The organism is Streptomyces sp. JLBG701 (assembly GCF_058544905.1).
Genome location: NZ_CM178588.1, coordinates 4,614,091 through 4,635,568, shown reverse-complemented (window position 1 = coordinate 4,635,568; position 21,478 = coordinate 4,614,091). Strand labels below are relative to the sequence as shown.

The 21,478-nt window shown below is 71.6% G+C and carries 20 protein-coding genes; 13 read left to right on the top strand and 7 right to left on the bottom strand.

Features of this window, described 5'->3' with window-relative positions:
• The first annotated feature begins 39 nt into the window (after positions 1-39).
• The 3 genes from AC5DRG_RS21220 to AC5DRG_RS21210 all read left to right on the top strand — a co-directional run bounded on the left by AC5DRG_RS21220 (position 40) and on the right by AC5DRG_RS21210 (position 3,191).
• Complete coding sequence (locus tag AC5DRG_RS21220; RefSeq protein ID WP_491812140.1) at positions 40-1,602, top strand: aromatic amino acid ammonia-lyase; 1,563 nt, start codon at positions 40-42, stop codon at positions 1,600-1,602.
• A gap of 26 nt (positions 1,603-1,628) precedes the next feature.
• Positions 1,629-2,507, top strand: a complete 879-nt coding sequence (locus AC5DRG_RS21215) for a MurR/RpiR family transcriptional regulator (protein WP_491813110.1) — start codon at positions 1,629-1,631, stop codon at positions 2,505-2,507.
• A 99-nt stretch (positions 2,508-2,606) separates the two neighbouring features.
• Positions 2,607-3,191, top strand: a complete 585-nt coding sequence (locus AC5DRG_RS21210) for a hypothetical protein (protein ID WP_491812139.1) — start codon at positions 2,607-2,609, stop codon at positions 3,189-3,191.
• Positions 3,192-3,194: 3 nt separating this feature from the next.
• On the opposite strand, the gene AC5DRG_RS21205 is transcribed toward AC5DRG_RS21210, so the two are convergent.
• From AC5DRG_RS21205 to AC5DRG_RS21185, 5 genes are all read right to left on the bottom strand, one after another.
• On the bottom strand, positions 3,195-3,569 hold the full coding sequence (locus AC5DRG_RS21205) for a roadblock/LC7 domain-containing protein (RefSeq protein WP_491812138.1): 375 nt from the start codon (positions 3,567-3,569) through the stop codon (positions 3,195-3,197).
• Positions 3,570-3,583: 14 nt separating this feature from the next.
• Positions 3,584-4,084, bottom strand: a complete 501-nt coding sequence (locus tag AC5DRG_RS21200; RefSeq protein WP_491812137.1) for a roadblock/LC7 domain-containing protein — start codon at positions 4,082-4,084, stop codon at positions 3,584-3,586.
• Positions 4,085-4,118: 34 nt separating this feature from the next.
• On the bottom strand, positions 4,119-4,991 hold the full coding sequence (locus tag AC5DRG_RS21195) for a transcriptional regulator (RefSeq protein ID WP_491812136.1): 873 nt from the start codon (positions 4,989-4,991) through the stop codon (positions 4,119-4,121).
• On the bottom strand, positions 4,988-5,389 hold the full coding sequence (locus tag AC5DRG_RS21190) for a hypothetical protein (protein ID WP_491812135.1): 402 nt from the start codon (positions 5,387-5,389) through the stop codon (positions 4,988-4,990). The genes AC5DRG_RS21195 and AC5DRG_RS21190 overlap by 4 nt, the downstream gene beginning before the upstream one ends.
• A 169-nt stretch (positions 5,390-5,558) precedes the next feature.
• A complete protein-coding gene (locus AC5DRG_RS21185) occupies positions 5,559-7,031 on the bottom strand; it encodes a type III PLP-dependent enzyme domain-containing protein (protein ID WP_491813109.1) in 1,473 nt (490 codons plus the stop codon).
• A 228-nt stretch (positions 7,032-7,259) separates the two neighbouring features.
• Here AC5DRG_RS21185 and hutU point away from each other — a divergent pair, with 228 nt between their 5' ends.
• From hutU to hutI, 4 genes are all read left to right on the top strand, one after another.
• The gene (hutU, locus tag AC5DRG_RS21180; protein ID WP_491812134.1) at positions 7,260-8,924 is read left to right on the top strand and encodes a urocanate hydratase; all 1,665 of its coding nucleotides are present in this window, start codon (positions 7,260-7,262) and stop codon (positions 8,922-8,924) included.
• A 143-nt stretch (positions 8,925-9,067) separates the two neighbouring features.
• Positions 9,068-10,276: an allantoate amidohydrolase gene (locus AC5DRG_RS21175; RefSeq protein ID WP_491813107.1), complete on the top strand. Its 1,209-nt coding sequence runs from the start codon at positions 9,068-9,070 to the stop codon at positions 10,274-10,276.
• Complete coding sequence (locus tag AC5DRG_RS21170) at positions 10,273-11,619, top strand: formimidoylglutamate deiminase (protein ID WP_491812133.1); 1,347 nt, start codon at positions 10,273-10,275, stop codon at positions 11,617-11,619. The genes AC5DRG_RS21175 and AC5DRG_RS21170 overlap by 4 nt, the downstream gene beginning before the upstream one ends.
• A 32-nt stretch (positions 11,620-11,651) precedes the next feature.
• A complete protein-coding gene (gene hutI / locus AC5DRG_RS21165; protein ID WP_491812132.1) occupies positions 11,652-12,839 on the top strand; it encodes an imidazolonepropionase in 1,188 nt (395 codons plus the stop codon).
• Positions 12,840-12,890: 51 nt separating this feature from the next.
• On the opposite strand, the gene AC5DRG_RS21160 is transcribed toward hutI, so the two are convergent.
• Both AC5DRG_RS21160 and AC5DRG_RS21155 read right to left on the bottom strand, forming a co-directional pair.
• Positions 12,891-14,396: a ricin-type beta-trefoil lectin domain protein gene (locus tag AC5DRG_RS21160; RefSeq protein WP_491812131.1), complete on the bottom strand. Its 1,506-nt coding sequence runs from the start codon at positions 14,394-14,396 to the stop codon at positions 12,891-12,893.
• A 183-nt stretch (positions 14,397-14,579) separates the two neighbouring features.
• Entirely contained in the window at positions 14,580-15,491 is a 912-nt protein-coding gene (locus tag AC5DRG_RS21155) for an RNA polymerase sigma factor SigF (protein ID WP_491812130.1), read from the bottom strand.
• Between the two features lie 330 nt (positions 15,492-15,821).
• Between AC5DRG_RS21155 and AC5DRG_RS21150 the strand changes: the two genes are divergently transcribed.
• The 6 genes from AC5DRG_RS21150 (at position 15,822) to AC5DRG_RS21125 (ending at position 21,109) form a co-directional block, all read left to right on the top strand.
• The gene (locus tag AC5DRG_RS21150) at positions 15,822-16,199 is read left to right on the top strand and encodes an STAS domain-containing protein (RefSeq protein ID WP_491813106.1); all 378 of its coding nucleotides are present in this window, start codon (positions 15,822-15,824) and stop codon (positions 16,197-16,199) included.
• A gap of 217 nt (positions 16,200-16,416) precedes the next feature.
• Entirely contained in the window at positions 16,417-16,887 is a 471-nt protein-coding gene (locus AC5DRG_RS21145; RefSeq protein ID WP_491812129.1) for an ATP-binding protein, read from the top strand.
• Positions 16,888-17,087: 200 nt separating this feature from the next.
• Entirely contained in the window at positions 17,088-17,783 is a 696-nt protein-coding gene (locus AC5DRG_RS21140) for an LPXTG cell wall anchor domain-containing protein (RefSeq protein ID WP_491812128.1), read from the top strand.
• Positions 17,784-17,811: 28 nt separating this feature from the next.
• Positions 17,812-18,657, top strand: coding sequence for a hypothetical protein (locus AC5DRG_RS21135; RefSeq protein ID WP_491812127.1), 846 nt, complete (start codon positions 17,812-17,814; stop codon positions 18,655-18,657).
• A 14-nt stretch (positions 18,658-18,671) separates the two neighbouring features.
• Positions 18,672-19,808 (top strand): hypothetical protein, encoded by a 1,137-nt coding sequence (locus AC5DRG_RS21130; RefSeq protein WP_491813105.1) that lies wholly within the window; start codon positions 18,672-18,674, stop codon positions 19,806-19,808.
• On the top strand, positions 19,805-21,109 hold the full coding sequence (locus AC5DRG_RS21125) for a hypothetical protein (RefSeq protein WP_491812126.1): 1,305 nt from the start codon (positions 19,805-19,807) through the stop codon (positions 21,107-21,109). Before AC5DRG_RS21130 ends, AC5DRG_RS21125 begins: the two co-directional genes overlap by 4 nt.
• The last annotated feature ends 369 nt before the right edge of the window (positions 21,110-21,478 follow it).

The window sequence follows — 21,478 nt, the reverse complement described above, 5'->3', positions numbered from 1 at the left end:
CAAGATCGAGTGTCCGGATTGAGGGGAGTTTGAAGGCCTATGTCGTCTCGGATCGTGGACACCCTGGGTCATGCGCACACTGGCCTGGTGGTCCTCGACGGGTGCGGGCTCGGCGTCGCGGACGTCGTGCGGCTCGCAGACGGCGACGCGCGCCCCGTTCCCGGGACGGAGGCGATGAAGCGCGCCGAGGAGTCCTGGGACGCCGCCCGCCAGATCGCCGCGACCGGACGCGTCTACGGCCGCTCGACCGGCGTGGGCGCCAACCGGAACGAGGCCGTTCCCACCGAGGCGGCAGCCGAACACGGGCTCCGCCTGCTGCGCAGCCACGCCGGCGCCATCGGCGAGGAACTCCCGGCCCGGCAGGTCCGCGCGATGCTCGCCGTCCGCGCCAACCAACTCCTCGCCGGCGGCGCCGGACTGCGACCCAGCGTCGTCACGGCCCTGTGCGAGGCGCTGGAGGGCGGGGCACATCCGGTCGTCAACGAGTTCGGCTCGGTGGGCACCGGGGACATCGCGGCGCTGGCCCAGGTGGGGCTGGCGCTGGCGGGGGAGCATCCTTGGCGGGGGACAGAGGGTCCGGGTGCGGGGGCTTCCGGTGACGCGCGGGGCGTGTCCGGTGTGGCGGGCGTGCCCGAGCCGCAGCCGCTCGACAACAACGACGCCCTCGCCCTCATCAGCAGCAACGCCCTCACCCTCGGCCAGTCCGCCCTCGCCCTGCACGAACTGCGCGGGCTCATCGGCGCCACGCAGGTCGTCGGCGCGCTCTCGCTGCTGGCCGTCGACGGTTCGCACGAGGCGTACGCCGCCCCCGTCCACGCGGCCCGCCCGCACCGGGGTTCGGTCGAAGTCGCCCGGCGGATGCGGGAGTTGATCGGTGCGGCGGACCGGCCCACGCCTCCCCTCGGGCGGATCCAGGACCCGTACGGCTTCCGCTGTCTGCCCCAGATCCACGGCCCCGCGCACGACGCGGCGGACGCGCTGGAGGAGGTCATCTCGATCGAGATCAACGCGGCCGCCGAGAACCCGCTCATCTCCACCCAGGACATGGCCGCCTACCACCACGGCGGCTTCTACCAGGCCCAACTCGCCCTCGCCCTGGACCACTTCAGGCTTGCGGTCACCCAGGTGGCACGGCTGTCGACATCCCGGCTCTCCACCCTCAACGAGCCCGCCTTCACCCGCCTCAAGCCCTTCCTCGCCGACCAGGAACCCGCCTCGTCCGGCGTGATGATCCTCGAGTACGCCGCGGCGGCCGCCCTCGGTGACCTGCGGGCCTTCTCGGCGCCCGCGTCGCTCGGGCACGCTGTACTCTCCCGGGGCGTCGAGGAGCAGGCCAGCTTCGCCTCGCTCGCCGCACGTCAGACGCTGCGTGCGTGCGGCGCGTACCGTCTCGTCGTCGGCTGCGAACTCGTCGCCGCCGTACGGGCGTTGCGCCTGCGCGACCTGCGGCCCGACCCGGAGCTTCCGGTGGGCCGGGCGCTGGCGCTCGCCGAGACGGTGCTCGACGAGGAACTGGCCGACCGGCCGCTCACGAACGACGTGACGGCGGCGGCCGCACTGCTGGACCGGTTCACGGACATCTGGAGGGGGAGCGGGTCATGAGCACGGACGGGAGCATGGGCACCGACATGAGTGCGGCCGCGGGTGCGAGCGCGGGTGGGAGTGCAGGTGGGAGTGACAGTCCCGCCGGACGGCTGCAGGCGCTCTTCGAGGGGCACCGGCTGACACCGACCCAGCGGCGTATCGCGCACAGCATGGTGCGGCGGGCCGCCGACGTGCCGTTCCTGTCCAGCGTGGAGCTGGCCGAGCTGGCCGGCGTCAGCCAGCCCTCCGTCACCCGCTTCGCCGTCGCCCTCGGCTTCGACGGCTACCCGGCGCTGCGCAAGCACCTGCGCGAGGTCGCGCCCTCGGAACAGACGGCGGCGTCGGCCTCGTACAACGAGTACCAGCAGGCCGTCGAGGCCGAGATCGAGAACCTGAAGCACCTCGCGGAGATCCTGGCCGACCCGCGGCCGGTCGCCAAGGCCGGCAGGCTGCTCGCCGGATCCCGGCCGCTGCCGGTGCTCGGGCTGCGGGCGGCGGCCTCCCAGGCGTACGGCTTCGCGTACTTCGCCGCCAAGGTCCATCCGGACGTACGGCTGCTCAACGAGGGCGGCACGATGATCCACGACCGTATCGACGCGGCCGTCCGGGCCGGGGCCACGGCCCTGCTCTGCTTCGCGCTGCCCCGGCATCCGCGCGAGGTCGTGGACACCCTGGCCTACGCCAAGGAGGCCGGCCTCACGGTCGTGACGGTCGCGGACTCGGCGTTCGCGCCGGTCGCCAAGGTCTCCGACCTGCTGCTGCCGGCCGCCGTCGGCACCGGGCTCGCCTTCGACACCGCCTGCGCCCCGATGCTGCTCGGCCGGGTCCTGCTGGAGGCGATGGCCGACGAACTGCCCGACGCGCAGGCCCGGTTGGAGCAGTTCGACGCGCGGGCGGCGGCGCGGGGGCTGTTCGTGGAGTGAGCAGCTGGGGAAAAGCTGTCGAGTTCTTAAGACTCGTCTCACGTTGCCTCGCTAGCGTGCCCGGCCAGTAGGACTGTGCCGGGCGATGAGGAGGCGGACGTGGCACGCGGAGGACAAGGCTTGGCCCGGGTGGCCGTCGTCGTACGGGCCGGGGCCGCGCCCCTGTGGTGGGCCGGGGTGTTCGCGGCGGGGGTCGGGGTTCTGGTGCCGGGCTTCACCGGGCGCCGGATCGGGGTGATGGCAGGGGCCGCCCTGTTCATCGTCGCGGTCGCCGTGGTGTCGTACCGGCGTCGCAAGCGCTACGCCGAACTCGCCCGCGGTGCCGCCCGGGCCGGCAAGCACGACGTGCTCCAGGACCGCGCGGTCACCGTGCGGAACTGGCGCCGGGGTCATCGCTGGTGGCTGCTGCTCGCCTTCGTGGCCGCGCTGGGCAGCTCGCTCGCGGTGCCCGCGGCGGGCGGCATGCTGCTGGCCGGGTTCGGCACCGGGCTGCGGCTGAAGGCCGCGTGGCTCGGGCGGCGCGAGAAGGCCGAGGACGCGCTGCTGTGGGTGCGGGTCGACTGGCTCGACGCGAGCGGTGGCAGGCCCGTCGGCAAGGCGGTCAAGGCCTACCGCGGTACGGGTATCGCGGCGGGCGACGCGGCCCCGGGCGGGGCCCGCCGCCGCACCGACGTGCTGGTCTGAGGGTCAGACCTCCAGGTCCTGTTCGATCTTCCGCAACTGGTGGCGGGCCATCGCGAGGTTGGACCTCTTGATGTCGAGAACCAGGTAGAGGAACAGGCCGTTGCCGCCGCGCCCCTTGATCAGCCGGATCATGTGGTACTGGTCGGACAGGGTGATCAGGATGTCCTCGATGTCGCCCTTCAGGCCGAGGTGCTCCATGGTGCGCATCTTGGCGCGTACGACATCGGTGTTGCCGGCGGCGGCGACCCCCAGGTCGAAGGTCTTGCTGCCGCCCAGCGTGCCCAGCGCCATGCCGCTGGTGTAGTCGACGAGGGCGACTCCGGTCGCCCCCTCGATGGAGGTCAGTGCCTCTTTGAGCGAGGTCTCGGTGTTGGCCATGACGGGGTTTCCTCTCAGTTGTCGGTAGTGGTGCGTGGAGTGGTGCGTGGGGTCGTGCGCGCGGTTCTGGTCCGCGCGGCGGTGGACTTGGCGGGCGCCTTCGCGGTGCCCTTCGCCGGTGACTTGGCGGGGGGCCGCGCCAACGCCGCGGCGTCGACGAGCTCCCCGATACGGGTACCGGCCCGGCGGCCCTCCAGATGGAGGCGGCCGACGTTGACGCCGTCCTGGGCGAGCAGGGTCAGGACGGCGGTGCGGCCCGCGGCGTACGTCGCGACGTAGCCGTACACGCCGCGTACGAGCAGTTCGCGCAGCTCGCCCTGACCGGTGACGTCGGCCATCCGCACGGCCACGCCCAGCGCGGTGGCGGTGAGCGCGGCCACGCTCTCCGGCTCGACGCCGGGGGTGTCCTGGGCGATGACGAGACCGTCGACGCTGGCCGCGAGGGCCCCGGTCAGCTGGGGCACGCGGGCCCGCAGCCGGCGGAGCTCGTCGAGTATCTGAGGCTCGGCCGCCATCAGGTCACTCCTCTCGGCGAGGGAGCGCTGCCGTTCAAAGGGCCTCCAGCGCATCTCTGAGCCTCTTCAACAACGCGATGTCGGGGTCGGGGACGCGAGTGACGTCCGCGACGGTGGGCACGGGGGGAACGGTGGTGCCGGGATCCCGGCCGACCGGCGGGGACTCCGCCGCCGGGGACGGCGGGCGGGGCGACACGACTCCCGCCGCCGCGAGCCGCCGTACGTCCACCAGCGTGTGGAACGCCGGCCGGCCCAGGAGCCGGGCGATGTCCGTCGCGGTGCGGGCACCGTCCACCCGGGCCAGGACCGCCCGCTGGCGTGCCGTGAGCGCCGGGGCCCGGACGGCGTCGGCCCTGACGAGCGGCGCGCCGTCCGTCGCCGGGAGGGGCCAGAGGCGGTGCAGCAGCTCGCGGCGGCGCAGTGTCTCGCGCTCCACGGCCGCCACCGGCACCGCGCGCACCGAGCCCAGCCAGTGCCCGTCCCCGTACCGGAAACGGCCCGGCGTGCTGCTGGGCGCGAGCGCGAAGTACGCCGCGTCGTACAGCGCCGCCAGATGGCACAACTCCAGTGCGCCCCGGGGCAGTTGGCCGATGTCGACCAGCCGGTGTCCGGCGCCGTGCCGCTCGTCGGTGTCGTCCGCCGCCTCCCGCCAGGTCTCGGCGGCGAGCGTGCCGTGGGCCGTGAGGAGGACGCCGAGACCGGGCGCGAACGGGCTCTCGGCGTGCACCACCCGGCCCTCGGCGAGGTAGAGGGTGCCGGGCTCGCGGACGAGGACGCCGGTGGCCCGCTCGGCGGCGAGCCGGGTCAGCATCGGCGAGACGCCGCCCCAGGCCCGTCCGCCTTCCGATCTGTCCCTGACCGGCAGCCGGGGCGGCGGAGTCGTCGGGGTGGTCCTGACCACGGTCATTCCAGCACCAGCCGTCCGGCCATCTCGCCGAGCCTGATGCGGGCCAGTGCGAGGTTGCCCTCCGCGCGGGCCAGCCACAGGTGCAGGAACACACTGCTGTCGAAGGACGTCCACACGAACCGCAGCAGGTGGTAGCTGTCCCGGTTGCTGATGATCAGGTCCTCGACCGCCGGATCCGCCTCACCGTCCCCCTCGGCATCGTCGCCCGGCGCGAACGCCCGCTGCTCGGCGGCCAGCCGGGCGAGCTCGGCCGCCTCCGCCGCCATCGCCTCATGGTCACCGCCGGGCGCTTCCCCTACGGCGCCCAGGGCCAGCCCGCTGGTCCAGTCGACCAGCGAGGCGCCCCGGGCACCGGGCAGTCGCATCGCTTCCAGTAAGCACTCGTCGATTCCGGGCACCGGGGCTCCCCTCCCGCCTGTCGTTCGGCTGAGTGACGCCGAAGCTACGCAACGTGTGCGTGAGGGGTGAGGATTCTGGCATTTTCCGGTGGAACATGCAGCAGGAGACTAAGGTGGGTCAACTGGTGTGGATTTCACACCAGTTGAACAGCGTGCCCACCGGAGTACGTCAAGGGCGCCCGGATGTGCGGAGGGTGGTGAGCGCCGAAGCGTGCGCCCCTCCGGACTCGGCCACGATCTCGTCGAGCGTCTGCGGCTCACGGACGGTCGCGAAGGTGATCCCTGTCGGCCCCGCCGCCCCCTCCGGCCCGTCCGGCCCTTCTGTGCCGTCCTGAACGAAGCCGTAGATCCCGGGCCGGGCAAGGGAGTTGTACGCGTAGTGGTGAGCGAAGTAGTACGCGCCCGTGTCCAGCGCCGCCGCGTAGTCGCCCTGCTCCAGGAGCGGCAGCGCCCGCCCCTCGGCGAGCAGGTCCCCCGCGAAGCAGGCGGGTCCGGCCACGTCCTGGACCACCTCGGGCCCCGCCTTGGGCCGCCCCTTCGCGTCGTACGCGGCGATCCTCAGCGGCCACGACCCCGGCACGTACACCGTCCGCGTCGCGACCTGCACGCCCGCGTGCGTGACCGCGATCGGCCGCCCGCCCGCGTTCTTGGCGTACTCGACCCGTGCCACCACCGTCCCGTGCTTGGCCAGCAGCGACCGCCCGAACTCGGTGACCAGCCCGTACCGCCCGCTGAACAGCCCCGGCACCGCCTCGCTCAGCAGCCGCGCGTACTGCGCGTACGTCGGTGCCGTCACGTCCGAGCCGAAGTTCACCGGCAGCCCGCCGCCGATGTCGATCGTGTCGATCTGCGGCCGCCCGATCCGCCCGTTGATCTCCTCGGCCAGCGCGTACGTCCGCGCCGCACCCTGAGCCATCAGCGACAGCGGGATGCCCTGCGACCCGGTGTGCGCGTGCAGCCGCGTCAGCCAGGGGCGCTCGGCAAACGCCCGCACCACCCACTCGCGCGCCCCCTCGTCCGTCAGCGCCACCCCGAACTTCGAGGTCGCCGTGGCCGTCGACAGTGCCTCGATGGCACCCCCGCCGACCTGCGGATTCACCCGGATCCCAAGAGGGGAGCGGCTGGTGGCGGACCGCACCAGGGCGTCGATGCGATCGAGCTCCTGGGGATTGTCCGCGTTGACGGCGATACCGAGGGCCAGTGCCTCCCGCAGCTCCGCCGGGGTCTTGGCGGGCGAGTCGAGCACCGTCCGGGCCGGCGGCAGCCCCGCCGCCCGCGCCAGGGCCAGCTCGCCCGGGCTCGCCACCTCAGCGCCGATGCCCTCGTCGCGCAGCAGCCGCAGCACCGGCACGAGTGGAGTGGCCTTCACCGCGAAGGCGTGCAGCACGGGCGTCCCCGGCGCCACGACCGCGTCGAACGCGGCCCGCAGTGCCGCCGCCGACTCCCGGATGCCGGTGACGTCCAGAAGCCCCACGATGGGGGAGCCGGACCCGAGCAGCCCCTGCTCCACGGCGGCCCGAACCGCCTCGTCCCGCCGGACGCCGCGATCGGATTCGCCGGGACCACCTGCCCGACCCGACCGTCCCGCCTGCCCGCGGTCTCCCGGGCGCACGCCGTCCCCGCCCCGTCCCCGTCCGCCCATGTCCCCCGCAGCCCCCGTCACGCCCTCGTCGTCCACAGCATCCCCGGTCGGGCCGATGTTCGCGCTCATGCATCCAGCCAAACATCCACGGCCCACCAGTGGTGACGCGAGAATGTATTGACTAGTTCTATTCAGGAAGCCAGGATGTGAATATCAGCAGCAACAGTCCGCAGCAACAGACGGCAGTAGCAGTCCGCAGCTGCGAAGCCAGCCGCTAGGAGGCAGACCATGTCAGGACCCCGCCCCGTTCGAGCACCGCGCGGTACGGAACTGAGCGCCCTGGGATGGCAGCAGGAAGCCGCTCTGCGGATGCTGCAGAACAACCTCGACCCCGAGGTCGCCGAACACCCCGACAAGCTCGTCGTCTACGGCGGCACCGGCAAGGCCGCCCGTGACTGGCGCTCCTTCGACGCCATGGTCCGCACCCTGCGCACCCTCAAGCAGGACGAGACGATGCTGGTCCAGTCGGGCCGCCCGGTCGGTGTCATGCAGACTCACGAGTGGGCCCCGCGTGTCCTCATCGCCAACTCCAACCTGGTCGGCGACTGGGCCAACTGGGAGGAGTTCCGGCGCCTGGAGCAGCTCGGCCTGACCATGTACGGGCAGATGACCGCCGGCTCCTGGATCTACATCGGCACCCAGGGCATCCTCCAGGGCACCTACGAGACCTTCGCCGCCGTCGCCGCGAAGAAGTTCAACGGCACCCTCGCCGGGACCATCACGCTGACGGCCGGCCTCGGCGGCATGGGCGGCGCCCAGCCCCTCGCCGTCACGATGAACGACGGCGTCGCCATCTGTATCGACGTCGACCCGCGTGCCATCGAGCGCCGCATCGAGCACCGCTACCTCGACGTGAAGGCCGACAACCTGCGGCACGCGCTGGAGCTGGCGGTCGAGGCCCGCGACGCCCGCCGTCCGCTCTCCATCGGCCTGCTCGGCAACGCGGCCGAGTTGCTCCCGCAGATGCTGGCGGAGGGTGCCCCCATCGACATCGTGACCGACCAGACCTCGGCCCACGACCCGCTGGCGTATCTGCCGGTGGGCGTCGACTTCGACGACATGGCCTCCTACGCGGCCAAGGACCCGGCGGGCTTCACGACTCGCGCGCGCGAGTCGATGGCCAAGCACGTCGAGGCCATGGTCGGCTTCATGGACGCCGGCGCCGAGGTCTTCGACTACGGCAACTCGATCCGCGGCGAGGCCCAACTCGCCGGGTACGACCGGGCGTTCGCCTTCCCCGGCTTCGTCCCCGCCTACATCCGCCCCCTCTTCTGCGAGGGCAAGGGCCCCTTCCGCTGGGCGGCCCTGTCCGGCGAGGCGTCCGACATCGCCAAGACCGACAAGGCGATCCTCGACCTCTTCCCCGAGAACGAGTCCCTCCACCGCTGGATCAAGCTGGCCGGCGAGCGCGTCCACTTCCAGGGCCTGCCCGCCCGTATCTGCTGGCTCGGCTACGGCGAGCGTGACAAGGCCGGCGAGCGCTTCAACGACATGGTGGCGAGCGGCGAGCTGGCAGCACCGCTGGCCATCGGCCGCGACCACCTCGACTGCGGCTCCGTCGCCTCCCCCTACCGCGAGACCGAGGCCATGCTCGACGGCTCCGACGCGATCGCCGACTGGCCCCTGCTCAATGCCATGGTGAACGTCGCCTCGGGCGCGTCCTGGGTATCGATCCACCACGGCGGCGGCGTCGGCATGGGCCGCTCCATCCACGCCGGCCAGGTCTCGGTCGCCGACGGTACGAAGCTCGCCGGCGAGAAGATCCGCCGGGTACTGACGAACGACCCGGGCATGGGCGTCATCCGGCACGTGGACGCCGGGTACGACATCGCGGAGACGGTGGCGGACGAGCGGGGCGTGCGGGTGCCTATGCGCGAGGGTGGCGACGCGTGACCCTTCCGGGAGATGAGCGGGGCGGCAACCCTTCGGCTGGGGCTGAGGTCTCGTCGCCGGGTGCGGGTCCGGCTGACGGCCGTCCACAGGCTGGGGTGTCTGCGGCTCATGGCGGTTCCCAGGCTGGTGCCTCCTTCCACGCCATGTGGCGCGAGCTGCTCCCCATCGGCCGGCACTCCGAATCCCGCGGCTACCGGCGTTACGCCTGGACAGCCGCCGACACCGAGTGCCGGGCCTGGTTCGAGGACCAGGCCCGGGCGCGCGGGCTGGTCTACGAGGTCGACCGGAACGGTAACCAGTGGGCCTGGCTCGGGGATCCCGCCGCGGGGGACGCCGTCGTCACGGGGTCGCACCTCGACTCCGTGCCCGACGGGGGCGCCTTCGACGGGCCCCTCGGGGTCGTGTCCTCCTTCGCCGCACTCGATGAGCTCCGCGGGCGCGGCGTGCGGTTCAGTAAGCCCCTCGCGATCGTCAACTTCGGTGACGAGGAGGGCGCCCGGTTCGGGCTCGCCTGTGTCGGGTCGCGGCTCACCTCCGGCGCGCTCACCGTCGAGCAGGCGCACCGGCTGACCGACGGCGACGGCATCACCCTGCCGCGGGCCATGGAGGCCGCCGGGTACGACCCCGACGCCATCGGCCCCGACCCGGAGCGGCTCGCCCGCATCGGTGCCTTCGTCGAGCTGCACGTCGAGCAGGGGCGTGCCCTCGACCTCTCCGGTGACCAGGTCGGCATCGCCAGCGCCATCTGGCCGCACGGCCGGTGGCGGTTCGACTTCCGGGGCGAGGCCAACCACGCCGGCACCACGCGGCTCGTGGACCGGCGCGACCCCATGCTGTCGTACGCCGAGACCGTGCTCGCCGCCCGCCGTGAGGCCCAACTCGTCGGTGCCGTCGCGACGTTCGGCAAGATCGTCGTCGAGCCTAACGGCGTCAACGCCATCCCCTCCCTGGTCCGCGGCTGGCTCGACTCCCGCGCGGCCGACCAGGAGCGCCTGGACCAGGTGGTCGGCGGGATCGAGAAGGCGGCCCGCGAGTACGCGGACGCCCACGGCATCGACCTCGACATCGTCCGGGAGTCCTTCACCCCCGTCGTCGAGTTCGACCACGCCCTGCGCGACGAGCTCGTCCGCATCCTCGGCAAGGGCAGGGACGGCGACCTCACGGTCCCCGTCCTGGGCACCGGCGCGGGACACGACGCCGGGATCCTCTCCGGGAGCATCCCGACCGCCATGCTGTTCGTGCGCAACCCCACGGGCGTCTCGCACTCCCCGGCCGAGTTCGCGGCCGAGGACGACTGCGTGGCCGGGGTGACCGCACTCGCCGACGTACTGGAAGGGCTGGCCTGCACGTGACGCACCCCCACACGCAGACGTACTGGCTGGAGCACGCCTGGCTCGACACCCACGTCGAGCCGGGCGTCGCCCTGGAGGTGACCGACGGCCGCATCACCGCCGTCCGCACCGATTTCGACACCCCGCCCCCCGGCGCCGAGATCCTCCGCGGACTCACCCTCCCCGGCCTCGCCAACGCCCACAGCCACGCCTTCCACCGCGCCCTGCGCGGCACCGTCCAGGTCGGCTCCGGCACCTTCTGGACCTGGCGCGAGATCATGTACTCGTTCGCCGACCGCCTCACGCCCGACACGTACCACGCGCTCGCCCGCGCGGTGTACGCGGAGATGGCGCTGGCGGGTGTCACGGCGGTCGGCGAGTTCCACTACGTGCACCACGCCCCGGGCGGCACCCCGTACGCCGACCCGAACGCCATGGGCGAGGCCCTCATCGCGGCCGCCGCCGACGCCGGTATCCGTATCACCCTCCTCGACACCGCCTACCTTTCCTCCGGCTTCGGGCAGCCCCCCAACATCCACCAGCTCCGCTTCTCCGACGGCAGCGCGGACGCCTGGGCGGAACGCTGTTCAGTTCTCAAGGACCGTGATCACGCGCGGATCGGTGCGGCCATCCACTCCGTACGGGCCGTCCCCGCCGGCCAGTTGGCCACGGTGGCGCGGTGGGCCGAGGAGCGGCGGGCCCCGCTCCATGTGCACCTGTCGGAGCAGACCGCGGAGAACGACGCCTGCCGGGAAGCCCACGGGCTTACCCCGACCCGCCTCCTCGCCGACCACGGCGTGCTGGGCCCGCGCACCACCGGCGTCCACAACACGCACCTCACCGACGAGGACATCGCTCTGCTCGGCGACACCGGCACCGGCACCTGCATGTGCCCGACGACCGAACGGGACCTCGCGGACGGCATCGGCCCCGCCGTCGCCCTCCAGCGCGCCGGCTCCCCGCTCTCCCTCGGCTCCGACAGCCACGCCGTCATCGACCTGCTCGAAGAGGCACGCGCCATGGAACTCAACGAGCGCCTGCGCACCCGCACCCGGGGTCACTGGACGGCAGCCGCCCTGCTCCGGGCAGCCTCCGCCGACGGCCACGCGGCCCTCGGCTGGGACGAGGCGGGCACCATCGAGGCCGGCGCGCTCGCCGACCTCACGACGATCGCGCTCGACTCGGTCAGAACAGCGGGCCCGCTGCCCAGGCTCGGCGCCGAGACGGCCGTATTCGCCGCGACAGCAGCGGACGTACGCCACACGATCGTCGGAGGCCGGCACGTCGTACGAGACGGGGCGCACGCCCTCGTACCCGATGTGCCGCAGCAGCTGGCGGCAGCCGTCGAAGCACTGCGCGGCTGACGCCCGTAGACCTGAGCCCCCACGAGGACGCCATGAGCAGCACGACCGGCAAGACCACTGCCATCACCAACATCGCCACGCTTGTCACCAACGACCCCTCCCTCGGTGACGGTTCTCCCCTCGGTCTGATCCAGGACGCGGCCGTCGTCATCGACGGCGACCGCATCGCGTGGACCGGTGAATCAAGGAAAGCACCCGCCACTGACAATCGGGTCGACGCCGAGGGCAGGGCGGTCCTCCCGGGCTTCGTCGACTCCCACTCGCACCTGGTCTTCGCGGGCGACCGCACGCAGGAGTTCAACGCCCGCATGTCGGGCCGCAGCTATACGGCGGGCGGCATCCGCACCACCGTCGCCGCCACCCGAGCCGCGAGCGACGCGGACCTGGAGGCGAACCTCACCCGCTACCTCGCCGAGGCCCTCCGCCAGGGCACGACCACCTTCGAGACGAAGTCGGGCTACGGCCTCACCGTCGAGGACGAGGCCCGCGCTCTTCGCATCGCGTCGGCGCACACCGACGAGGTCACCTACCTCGGCGCGCACATCGTCTCGCCCGACTACGCCGACGACCCCGCCGCCTACGTCGCCCTGGTCACCGGCGAGATGCTCGACGCCTGTGCCCCGTACGCCCGTTGGGTCGACGTCTTCTGCGAGAAGGGTGCCTTCGACGGCGACCAGGCCCGCGCGATCCTCATGGCCGGCAAGGCGAAGGGCCTGCACCCGCGCGTCCACGCCAACCAGCTCTCGTACGGCCCCGGCGTCCAACTGGCCGTAGAACTCGACGCGGCGAGCGCCGACCACTGCACCCATCTCACGGACGCGGACGTCGACGCCCTGGCGAGCGGCGCCACGGTCGCCACCCTCCTCCCCGGCGCCGAGTTCTCCACCCGCGCCCAATGGCCCGACGCCCGCCGCCTGTTGGACGCGGGCGTCACGGTCGCCCTCTCGACGGACTGCAACCCGGGCTCGTCCTTCACGTCCTCCGTACCCTTCTGCATCGCCCTGGCGGTACGGGACATGGGGATGACCCCGGACGAGGCGGTGTGGTCGGCCACAGCGGGCGGGGCAAGGGCGTTGAGGCGCGACGACATCGGCCGCCTCACCCCCGGAGCCCGAGCCGACCTGACCCTCCTCGACGCCCCGAGCCACGTCCATCTCGCCTACCGTCCGGGCGTACCGCTGGTCAGCGCGGTGTGGCGGCGGGGCGTACGCGAGGTCTGAGCCGCGAACAACGGCCGTCAGCCGCACGGCACTTGTTCGCCCCCGTACGGTCTACGCCCGCCCCGCCCGCCACCGCTGCCCCCCACTCCCACTGAGCGCCACCAACGACAGCTCGTCGTCTCCGGTGGCCGGGGTGAGGGCCGTCGCGAGGGCGATCGCCGGGCGGATCGTGCCGTCGGGGTCGATCGTGAAGCGCAGGTTGTCGCCGTTGGCGCCGTCGACCGACGCGCACTCCCAGATGCCGACGCCGTTGTCCACGTCACCCCGGCTGTCGAGGCAGAAGTCGGAGTCGGCGGAGGACTGGAGGACGTTGCGGTCGGTGTCGAAGCGCCAGCGTTGGGTGGGGGAGGAGGTGCACGGCGCCGTGATGACGTCGATGCCCTTCTCCAGGGTGCCGTCGCGGATGTCCAGGCACAGGCCGGAGGAGACGTTCACGACCTGGGCGTAGGAGCCGCCCGGCGGTCGTGCGATCGGAGTCGGGGACGGGGTCGGTGAACTCGGCGGCTTCGAACTCCTCGTGGGGGAGGGGGACCTGGAGGTCGGTGAGGGCGACGGGGTCGGTTGCGGGGGCGGCGAGACGGTCACCGTCACCGGGGGCTGTGACGGCGTGGTGCTGGTCGCCGAGGCCGCCGTCTCCTGGGAGGGTGAGCCGCCCGACGGCAACAGGAAGAACAGCAGCGGTATCAGGGCCACGCCCAGTGCCGCCGACGCCAGCACGAAGCGGCGGGACGGGGGCCAAGGGCCCGTGGGTGTACGGCCGTTGGCGATCGGCTCGCGCGCGTTGCTTGTGACGTACGCCCGGCCGGCCCAGGGCAGCAGACCCTCGGCCAGGGCGGTGCGCGGGTGGTCGCGCAGGGCGGACAGTTCCTCGTACGCCGTCGTGCAGTGGGCGCACAGCGCCATGTGGGCGTGCAGGTCGGGGCTGGAACGGGGCGTGTCCGGTCGTACCGCCTCCTCAATCAGCCGCCGGAAGTCGCCGCAGCGCGGATCGTCCGAGGCGGCGAGGCGGGAGCGGAGGCAGGCCTGGGCCAGGGACTGCAGGGCCGGTCCGGTGTCGTACGTCACGTCCTCGCGGCTGATGCCGAGCAACGCGGCTGTCCTGGCGGCGGGTTCACCCTCGACGACGCCGTACCAGACGAGGCCCTGCGCGCGGGACGGGAGGGACCGGAAGGGGGCCAGCATGGGGGGTGCCGGGCCGTCCGGGCCCGCTGTGTTCAGTACGAGGAGCAGGCTCGGTTCGAGGCTCGCGGACCGTTCGTCCGCTGCCCACGTCGCCGCCGACCGGTGGGTCAGCAGGAGGAGTTGGTGCCGCCAGGGCACGCCCGGGTCGATGCCGCGTGCCGTCTCCCGGGCCGCGAGCGTGAACACCTGCGCGGCCAGCTGCGCCGCCGCCGACTCGCTCGTCGTGCACAGCCGGGCGAGGGCGAGGACCGACGGGCGGTGGCGCTCGCGGAGTTCGTGCAGCGCCGAGTAGGCGGTGGCGGTGTCGGCCCGCAGCAGCTCGGTGAGCCGCGCGTCGGGCGCGCCACCGTGCATCCCGTTGACGCCGTGCGCCATCCCTGGCCTCCTCGCACCCCCGTGCAGCCGCTCTCCCCCGTCCTGACGTACCAGCCAGTTTGGAGTGACCGTCGTGACGGTGGGGTGCCTTTGGGGAAAATGAGGGAGCGGCCCGGCCAGGTCGGCCGGACCGCTCTCCATTCATCGTCCTCAAGTCACCGCTCTTGTACGGCGGTTCGACCGTCACTCCTCGACGGTCAGCCCCTTCCGCAGCCGCACCAGCGTCCGCGACAGCAGGCGCGACACATGCATCTGCGAGATGCCGAGCTCGTCGCCGATCTCCGACTGGGTCATGCCCGCGACGAAGCGCAGCGAGAGGATCTTCCGGTCCCTGGACGGGAGTTCGGCGATCAGCGGCTTCAACGACTCGACGTACTCGATGCCTTCGAGCCCGTGGTCCTCGTAGCCGATGCGGTCCGCGAGCGCGCCCTCGGAGTCGTCCTCCTCCGGCTGCGCGTCCAGCGACGACGCGGTGTACGCGTTCGACGCCGCCATGCCCTCGACGACCTCGTCGTTGGAGATGCCGAGCCGTTCCGCCAACTCGCCGACCGTGGGGGCGCGGTCGAGTTGCTGGGCCAGTTCGTCACCGGCCTTGGCGAGGTCGAGCCGGAGTTCCTGCAGGCGGCGCGGTACGCGCACCGACCACGACGTGTCGCGGAAGAAGCGCTTGATCTCGCCGATGATGGTCGGCATCGCGAAGGTGGGGAACTCCACACCGCGACTCAGCTCGAAGCGGTCGATCGCCTTGATCAGGCCGATGGTGCCGACCTGGATGATGTCCTCCATCGGCTCGCTGCGGGAGCGGAAGCGGGAGGCGGCGAACTTGACCAGCGCGAGGTTGAGTTCGACGAGCGTGTTGCGGACGTACGAGTATTCGTGCGTGCCTTCTTCGAGGGACTCCAGCCGCTCGAAGAGGGTCTTGGACAGGGCTCGTGCGTCTACCGGCCCCACCTCGTCGTAGGGCGGGATCTCGGGCAGGCCCTCAAGGCCCTCAAGTGCCTCAGGCCCTGCGTGGCCCTCGATGGGATCCCGTTGTTCCGGAAGGGGTGTCGACGTCGCCTGCTGGGTATGCGATCCGTCGAGCCGGGGTGACATGGTGTCCTCCATCGTTCTCGGCTTATGGCTGCCGATGCCATTGCGTGCACTGCGGTGTGCGGCGCCTCCAAAGCCGGTCGAGTCGAAAAAGTGTCTCTACTAGCCCTACCCGGTTTCGCGACCCCACCGCAAGTGTGTTCTGTAGGCATATGTCTGTTTGTGGGCGGTTGTTCGGGTGTCGAAGGGTGTAGGGAAGGCGTAGTGTTCGAGGGCGTCAGTCAGCGGCGCTATGACAGCCACGGACAGCCATGGGTAGCCATGGACGGCCGTGGGCAGTCATGGACGACCATGACAGCTATGACAGCCAAGACGTCGGGAGTGAGAGACGGCATGGACCGCGGGACAGTCGGCAGCGCACAGTCGGGCCGGCTTCTGGTCGAAGTGCGGCAAGAGGGCTCCAGCGCCGTCTTGACCCCGGCGGGTGAGCTGGATCACCACACCGCCGATCTGTTGCGTGAGCCACTTGAGGACTGCCTTCGCAAAGGGCATGCGCGGCTGGTGGTGGACTGCTCCCGGCTGGAGTTCTGCGACTCGACCGGGCTCAATGTGCTGCTCGGGGCGCGGCTGAAGGCGGAGGCCGCCGGGGGCGGGGTGCACCTCGCGGGGATGCAGCCCGTGGTTGCACGGGTGTTCGAGATCACGGGGGCGGATGCGGTCTTCACCGTCCACGAATCGCTGGCGGATGCCTTGGCCGACGAGACCGGCTGAGTCGGCGGTTTCCGGGCGCAATGTCCCCCGTGTCGAATGTGGGGGGTGTTCTGCGGTTGCGGTCGGGCAGGAGACATCCTGTACCTGTCGGCCGCGTGGGAGCGGGGGCGCCCTGGAACTCCGGAGAGTCCGTTGAACGAAGTGGCACGTAGCGCACGTACTGACCGTGCCTGATTGTTTGAATCGTGAACTGGTGAATCGGTGAGGTGAAGCGCTGATGAGCACCACCCGGCCGGGTGCGTCCGAGTCCGAGGGGGGCGCGGCCGTACCGCCCGCCGGCCGTCAGGTCCGCAGGCTGAACTTCGATGGCGAGAGCGGCGTCGTCCCGCTCGCACGCGACTTCGCCCGCCAGGCCCTGTACGCGTGGGGCTGGCTCCCCGCCGCCGGCGCCGACCAGCGGGCCGCCGCGGAGGATGTGCTGCTCGTCGTCTCCGAGCTGGTCACCAACGCCTGCCTGCACGCCGAGGGCCCGGACGAACTCTGGATCACCTGCGACAACAAGGTGATCCGCGTCGAGGTCTCCGACCGCGGCACGGGCCAGCCGTCCCCCCGCACCCCACACCGCGCGGGCCGCCCCGGCGGCCACGGCATGTTCATCGTCCAGCGGCTGTGCCTGGACTGGGGCGTCGTGCGGACGCCGGGGGCCGCGGGCAAGACGGTGTGGGCGGAGCTGGGGGCTCCGGCTTAGCTCGGGTTACCCCGGGTAGGTCCTCCGTCGCGGTCTCCACTCGAACCCCCTTTCGTGCACGCCGGATCGTCACACATCCGGCGCGCGCACTCTCTTCCTTCCTCGCGACCCCGGGCGTACCTTGACGGCCGATCTGATGTGCCGTCAGGAATCACGTTCGGTAATGACGTTCGGTAATGACGTTCGGGAATGAGGGGACCGTGTCGTACCAAATACGAACCGCAGCGCTCGCGTCCGTCGCGGCCCTGGCCGGCTCGGCGGTATTGATGGCCGCCCCCGCGGCGCGGGCCGAGGTGGTCGACGTCAACTATCAGTGCAAGACGCCGATCGGTGACAAGTCCGCCGTCTCGCCCATCGACATCAAGGGCGTCAAGAGCGGCAGCTCCTACAAGATCACCATGTCCTGGCAGAAGGGCGTCTCCTCCAGCCCCGTCGAGCTCGGCAAGGGTGCGGTGAACCCGAGCGCCACCATCAAACTGGGCGGCGCCGAGAGCGGCACCCTGTCGGTGAAGGGCGCCGCCAACCAGGCCGCGATCCCCGCCAACACCCCGATAAAGATCAACGACTTGAGCGGGACGTACACCCCGAAGAAGACCGGCAAGGTCACCTTCACGGCGGCCATCCTCACCATCGAGGCGCTCGGTACGACCACCACGTGCACGCCCTCCAACAACCCCGGCCCGTCGCTCACCCTCGACGTCACGGCAGCGGGCGGTGGCTCGGGCGGGTCCCAGAGCGGCACCGACTCCGGCTCCGCACTCCCGCAGACCGGCCCCGAGGACTCGGCCATCGCGCTGGGCACGCTCGGAGGCACGGTCCTGCTCACGGGCGCGGCGGGCGCGCTGTGGCTGACCCGGCGGAACCAGCGGGTCCAGGCGGCACGCGTACGACGTTGAGTCATCCGTATGACAGTTGGAGCCGCCGATGTCGTCGCCGTTCGCCGCCCGTGTCCTGGGCCTGACCTTGCTCGCCGTGCTGTGGTCCGCCCCGACGGCCACAGCCGCCGGGAGTTGGTCCCTCACGCCCTCCGGTGGCAGGCCCGTCCTCTACGCCGAGGGCGCCCCCGGAACGGTCCTCCAGGACACGGTGTCCGTGACCAACCGAGGCGACAAGGCCATCACCGTACGGCTGCACGCCGACGGCGTCACCTTCGCGGACGCCACCGTACGCGTCCCCGCCCGCACCCGCGCCGACGTCCCCTTCACGGTGTCCGTTCCGTCCGACGACCGCAGCACCGAGATCGTCGCCCGCGACACCGACGGCGGCACCCGGCAGACCCGCCTCCAACTCCGCGCCAGTATCCCGGAGTTGTCCGCGCTGACGGTCGAGCACGTCACCGTCGGCGCCGACCGCATCACGTACGACGTGGTCAACCGAGGCACGACCACCCTCGTACCGCGTCTGACCGTATACGCCGACGGAGTCCTCGGCCCGGTCCTCGACCGCGCCGCCCGCACCCTGCCCGTGGAACTCCGGCCGGGCCGCCGCCTCCACCTGACCGAACCGTGGCCCGACCATCCGGCCCTGGACGCGGTCGACGTACGGCTGACGGTCACGGCAGCGGGCGGGGCGCGGGACACGGCGGGGGTGTCGGCGTGGTTCGTGCCGTGGGGTGCGGTGGCGGGAGGGGCGGGTGCGGTGGTGGTGGCGGGGGTCGGTGCCGGGTGGGTCGTAGCGGTCGTACGACGTCGTAGGCGCCGTATGACTGATGGCGACTGGTCGGCCGAACACCCGCGTACGGAAGTCGAGTTGACGGGAGCTGTGACGTGAGCGGCAAGGTGCGGATGGGGGTGTTGGTGGCGGTGCTCGCGCTGCTCGTGCTGCCGGTGTCGGGGATCACCTCCGCTGTTGGCGCGGAGGCTGGGCCGACCGTCAAGCTCTCCAAGTCCCAGGCGGGGACAGGCGGTTCGATCACCGTGAGTGGCAGCGGATGGCGGGCGAAGGCGCTGCTGATGATGCTGATCTGCGGGCAGTCCGTGCCGTCGCGAGGGGTGATAGGGGGCACCAACTCCTGTGCCAACGCGGACGGTCGGGCCGTCACCACCGACGCGAAGGGCCGCTTCAGCAAGGCGTTGCCGGTGGCCGAGCCGCCCGTGCCATGCCCGTGTGTCGTGCACGTGGCGACCGTGACCGGGGCCAAGGCGGACGCGGACGCGATCTTCCAGGTCGCCGGGCACGCGGTGGAACCCCTGCCCGCCGAACCGGCCGGCGGACGGTTGTCCGTCCTCACCGACACCCGGCTCGACGGCTCGAGCGGGCTGCTGACCTGGTTCGGGTCGCCACCGGCCCGCACGCTCGTCTTCACCGTCGGCAACGTCGGCTCGGCCACCGTCAAGAACCCGGTCTTCCAAGTGGGCACCTCCCACGGCGTGTTCGCCCCGCAATGGGAGGAACAGCAGTGGCGCGGCACGGTCGCACCCGGCCAGAAGGCCCAGATCAAGCTGCCGGTGGAGCTGGCGGCGGGGGCGCACGGCGACTACACGGTCTCGTTGAAGTACGGCGGAAAGGTCCTGGCCGAACAGCCCTGGGGTGTCGGACGCCCCTGGGGCGTGACGCTGTTCTGGATCCTGGTCTGCCTGGTCGTACCGGCGGCGGTGTTCCGGGCCGGGATGGCGGTGGTGGACCGGGTACGGCCGCGTGGGAAGAAGGGTGGGGTGGTGGCGGGCGGTCGCCGTCATCGCGGGCTGCGCATGCCTGAACTCACCTTGCGCCTACCGAAGTTGAACGCGTCGGCGACCGAGGCGCACTCCTCGACATCGACATCGACATCGACATCGACATCGAAATCAACATCGACTTCGACCTTGCCGTGGTTCACCCCGGACTCGGATCCGGGCACGGCTGCTACCGGTCGGCTCTCCGCACCGCACGACGACAGCCCGACGAGTCCTACGACTCCCACCAGAAAGGGACCCACGTGAGCATGCGAAGGAGAGTCACACCGGCCACCGGGCCGAGAAGAGCGGGGGCGGTCGGGCTCGTGCTGGCGCTCGGCGGGGCGGGCGTCCTGCTGGGCCTGGCCGCCGGGCCCGCGCAGGCGGCGGAGGTGTCGTTCGCGACGCACTGTGTGCCGCCCGCCGGTATCGACCCCGTCGACGGCACCACCAAGGTGGAGATCACCGCACCGGCCACGGCGAAGGTGGGTGACGAGGTCGAGGTGGTGTGGAAGTTCGTGCAGGCGGCCTCCAAGAACCCCGACATCATCGTCCTGCCCGCGAACTCGGTCCAGCCGTCCGGCATCCTCAAGGCGGCCGGCGCGCAGACCGCCGACATCGAGATGGTCGGACCGCGCGAGAACCCCGAGATCCCCAAGGGCGGGGACATGGTGCTCTCCGACATGAAGGGCACCCTGAAACTGACGGCGCCCGGGGAGCTCGCGCTGACGCCGGACGCGTACACCGTCAACGCGATGTCGACGAATACGGAGTGCTCGCCGACGGAGACGGTGGGGTCGGCGGCGACGATCAATGTGGAGGAGGGGGACGGGAGTTCGGGCACGCCGAGTACGACTCCGGAGCCGAGCGACAGTACGTCGGCGTCGCCGTCCCCGTCCGTCACAGAGAGCGCGAGCCCGAGTGCCAGTGCCAGCGAATCGGGCGATGACGGAGACGGCCAGACCGACTTCACGGGCAAGACGGTCGACATCCCCTACACCTGCGACTCCCCCCTCGGCGAGCAGAAGGCGACGTCCCCGATCCAGATCAACGCCAAGAAGAACGGCGGGAGTTACGACCTCACCGTGCAGTTCAAGGAGTCGGTGATGGACAGCCCGGCCGACATCCCGGCGGACTCGGTCAAGCCGTCGATGGAGGTGGTCCTGGGCGGCTCCGACGAGGGCACGGTGCACGTAGAGGGCCCGACGAACTCGGAGGAGATCAAATCGGGCGACCCGATAGAGATCCCCGACCTGACCGGCACCTACAAGCCGGGAGCAACGGGAGAGTCGACGCTGTCCCCGGGCGTCCTGACGATCGAAGCCCTCGGCACGACAACGACCTGCAACCCTGACAAGACGTCGGTCTCGTTGACCCTGGACACGACGGAACAGGAGGGCGGTGCATCGGGCTCGACCGGCTCGAACTCCTCCTCAACGAGCGGTGGCCTGGCAGCAACGGGTTCGGACGACCACGCGGCCCTGAAGGCCCTGGGCCTGATGGCGGGGACGGCGGTGCTGCTGGGCGGCGCGGTGTTCACGTTTATGCCGGGGAGGCGGGTGCGGTAGGTGGTTGCGCGGTAGGTGGTTGCAGGGAGCGGGTGGTGCTGCGGGCGCGTGTTGGTGGCGTGACCGTCGGGGCCACTCGCTTCTTTGTGAGTGTCGTGCTTCCACGGCCCGGGTCAAGGGTGGCCCGGGCCGTTCCAGCACGGGTGAGAAGCGAGCGAGCGGCCCGGAAAGCGGGGGTCCCAGGTGGGTGGACGGCAGCCGTCGGCTGGGCTGTGGGCCGGAGTTGGCGGGCGCGGTGGCGTCTCGCCTGCACGCCGGGCGGGCTCGGGGGCAGACGGCCGGTGGGGTCGCGCGGGCAGCGGGACGTGGGCACACCGGCTGGGCTTGGCGGCTGTCCGCTAGTTGGGGGGCGCGCTTGGTCCCGTGGCG

Bases quoted from the DNA above. Each gene is read 5' to 3' on its own strand.
- AC5DRG_RS21150 (WP_491813106.1), top strand. From the start codon at position 15,822: ATGGACCGCGGGACAGTCGGCAGCGCACAGTCGGGCCGGCTTCTGGTC.
- AC5DRG_RS21175 (WP_491813107.1), top strand. From the start codon at position 9,068: ATGTGGCGCGAGCTGCTCCCCATCGGCCGGCACTCCGAATCCCGCGGC.
- AC5DRG_RS21220 (WP_491812140.1), top strand. From the start codon at position 40: ATGTCGTCTCGGATCGTGGACACCCTGGGTCATGCGCACACTGGCCTG.
- AC5DRG_RS21135 (WP_491812127.1), top strand. From the start codon at position 17,812: ATGTCGTCGCCGTTCGCCGCCCGTGTCCTGGGCCTGACCTTGCTCGCC.
- AC5DRG_RS21215 (WP_491813110.1), top strand. From the start codon at position 1,629: ATGAGTGCGGCCGCGGGTGCGAGCGCGGGTGGGAGTGCAGGTGGGAGT.
- AC5DRG_RS21130 (WP_491813105.1), top strand. From the start codon at position 18,672: ATGGGGGTGTTGGTGGCGGTGCTCGCGCTGCTCGTGCTGCCGGTGTCG.
- AC5DRG_RS21200 (WP_491812137.1), bottom strand. From the start codon at position 4,084: ATGGCGGCCGAGCCTCAGATACTCGACGAGCTCCGCCGGCTGCGGGCC.
- hutU (WP_491812134.1), top strand. From the start codon at position 7,260: ATGTCAGGACCCCGCCCCGTTCGAGCACCGCGCGGTACGGAACTGAGC.
- AC5DRG_RS21185 (WP_491813109.1), bottom strand. From the start codon at position 7,031: ATGGGCGGACGGGGACGGGGCGGGGACGGCGTGCGCCCGGGAGACCGC.
- hutI (WP_491812132.1), top strand. From the start codon at position 11,652: ATGAGCAGCACGACCGGCAAGACCACTGCCATCACCAACATCGCCACG.
- AC5DRG_RS21145 (WP_491812129.1), top strand. From the start codon at position 16,417: ATGAGCACCACCCGGCCGGGTGCGTCCGAGTCCGAGGGGGGCGCGGCC.
- AC5DRG_RS21195 (WP_491812136.1), bottom strand. From the start codon at position 4,991: ATGACCGTGGTCAGGACCACCCCGACGACTCCGCCGCCCCGGCTGCCG.
- AC5DRG_RS21160 (WP_491812131.1), bottom strand. From the start codon at position 14,396: ATGGCGCACGGCGTCAACGGGATGCACGGTGGCGCGCCCGACGCGCGG.
- AC5DRG_RS21155 (WP_491812130.1), bottom strand. From the start codon at position 15,491: ATGTCACCCCGGCTCGACGGATCGCATACCCAGCAGGCGACGTCGACA.
- AC5DRG_RS21205 (WP_491812138.1), bottom strand. From the start codon at position 3,569: ATGGCCAACACCGAGACCTCGCTCAAAGAGGCACTGACCTCCATCGAG.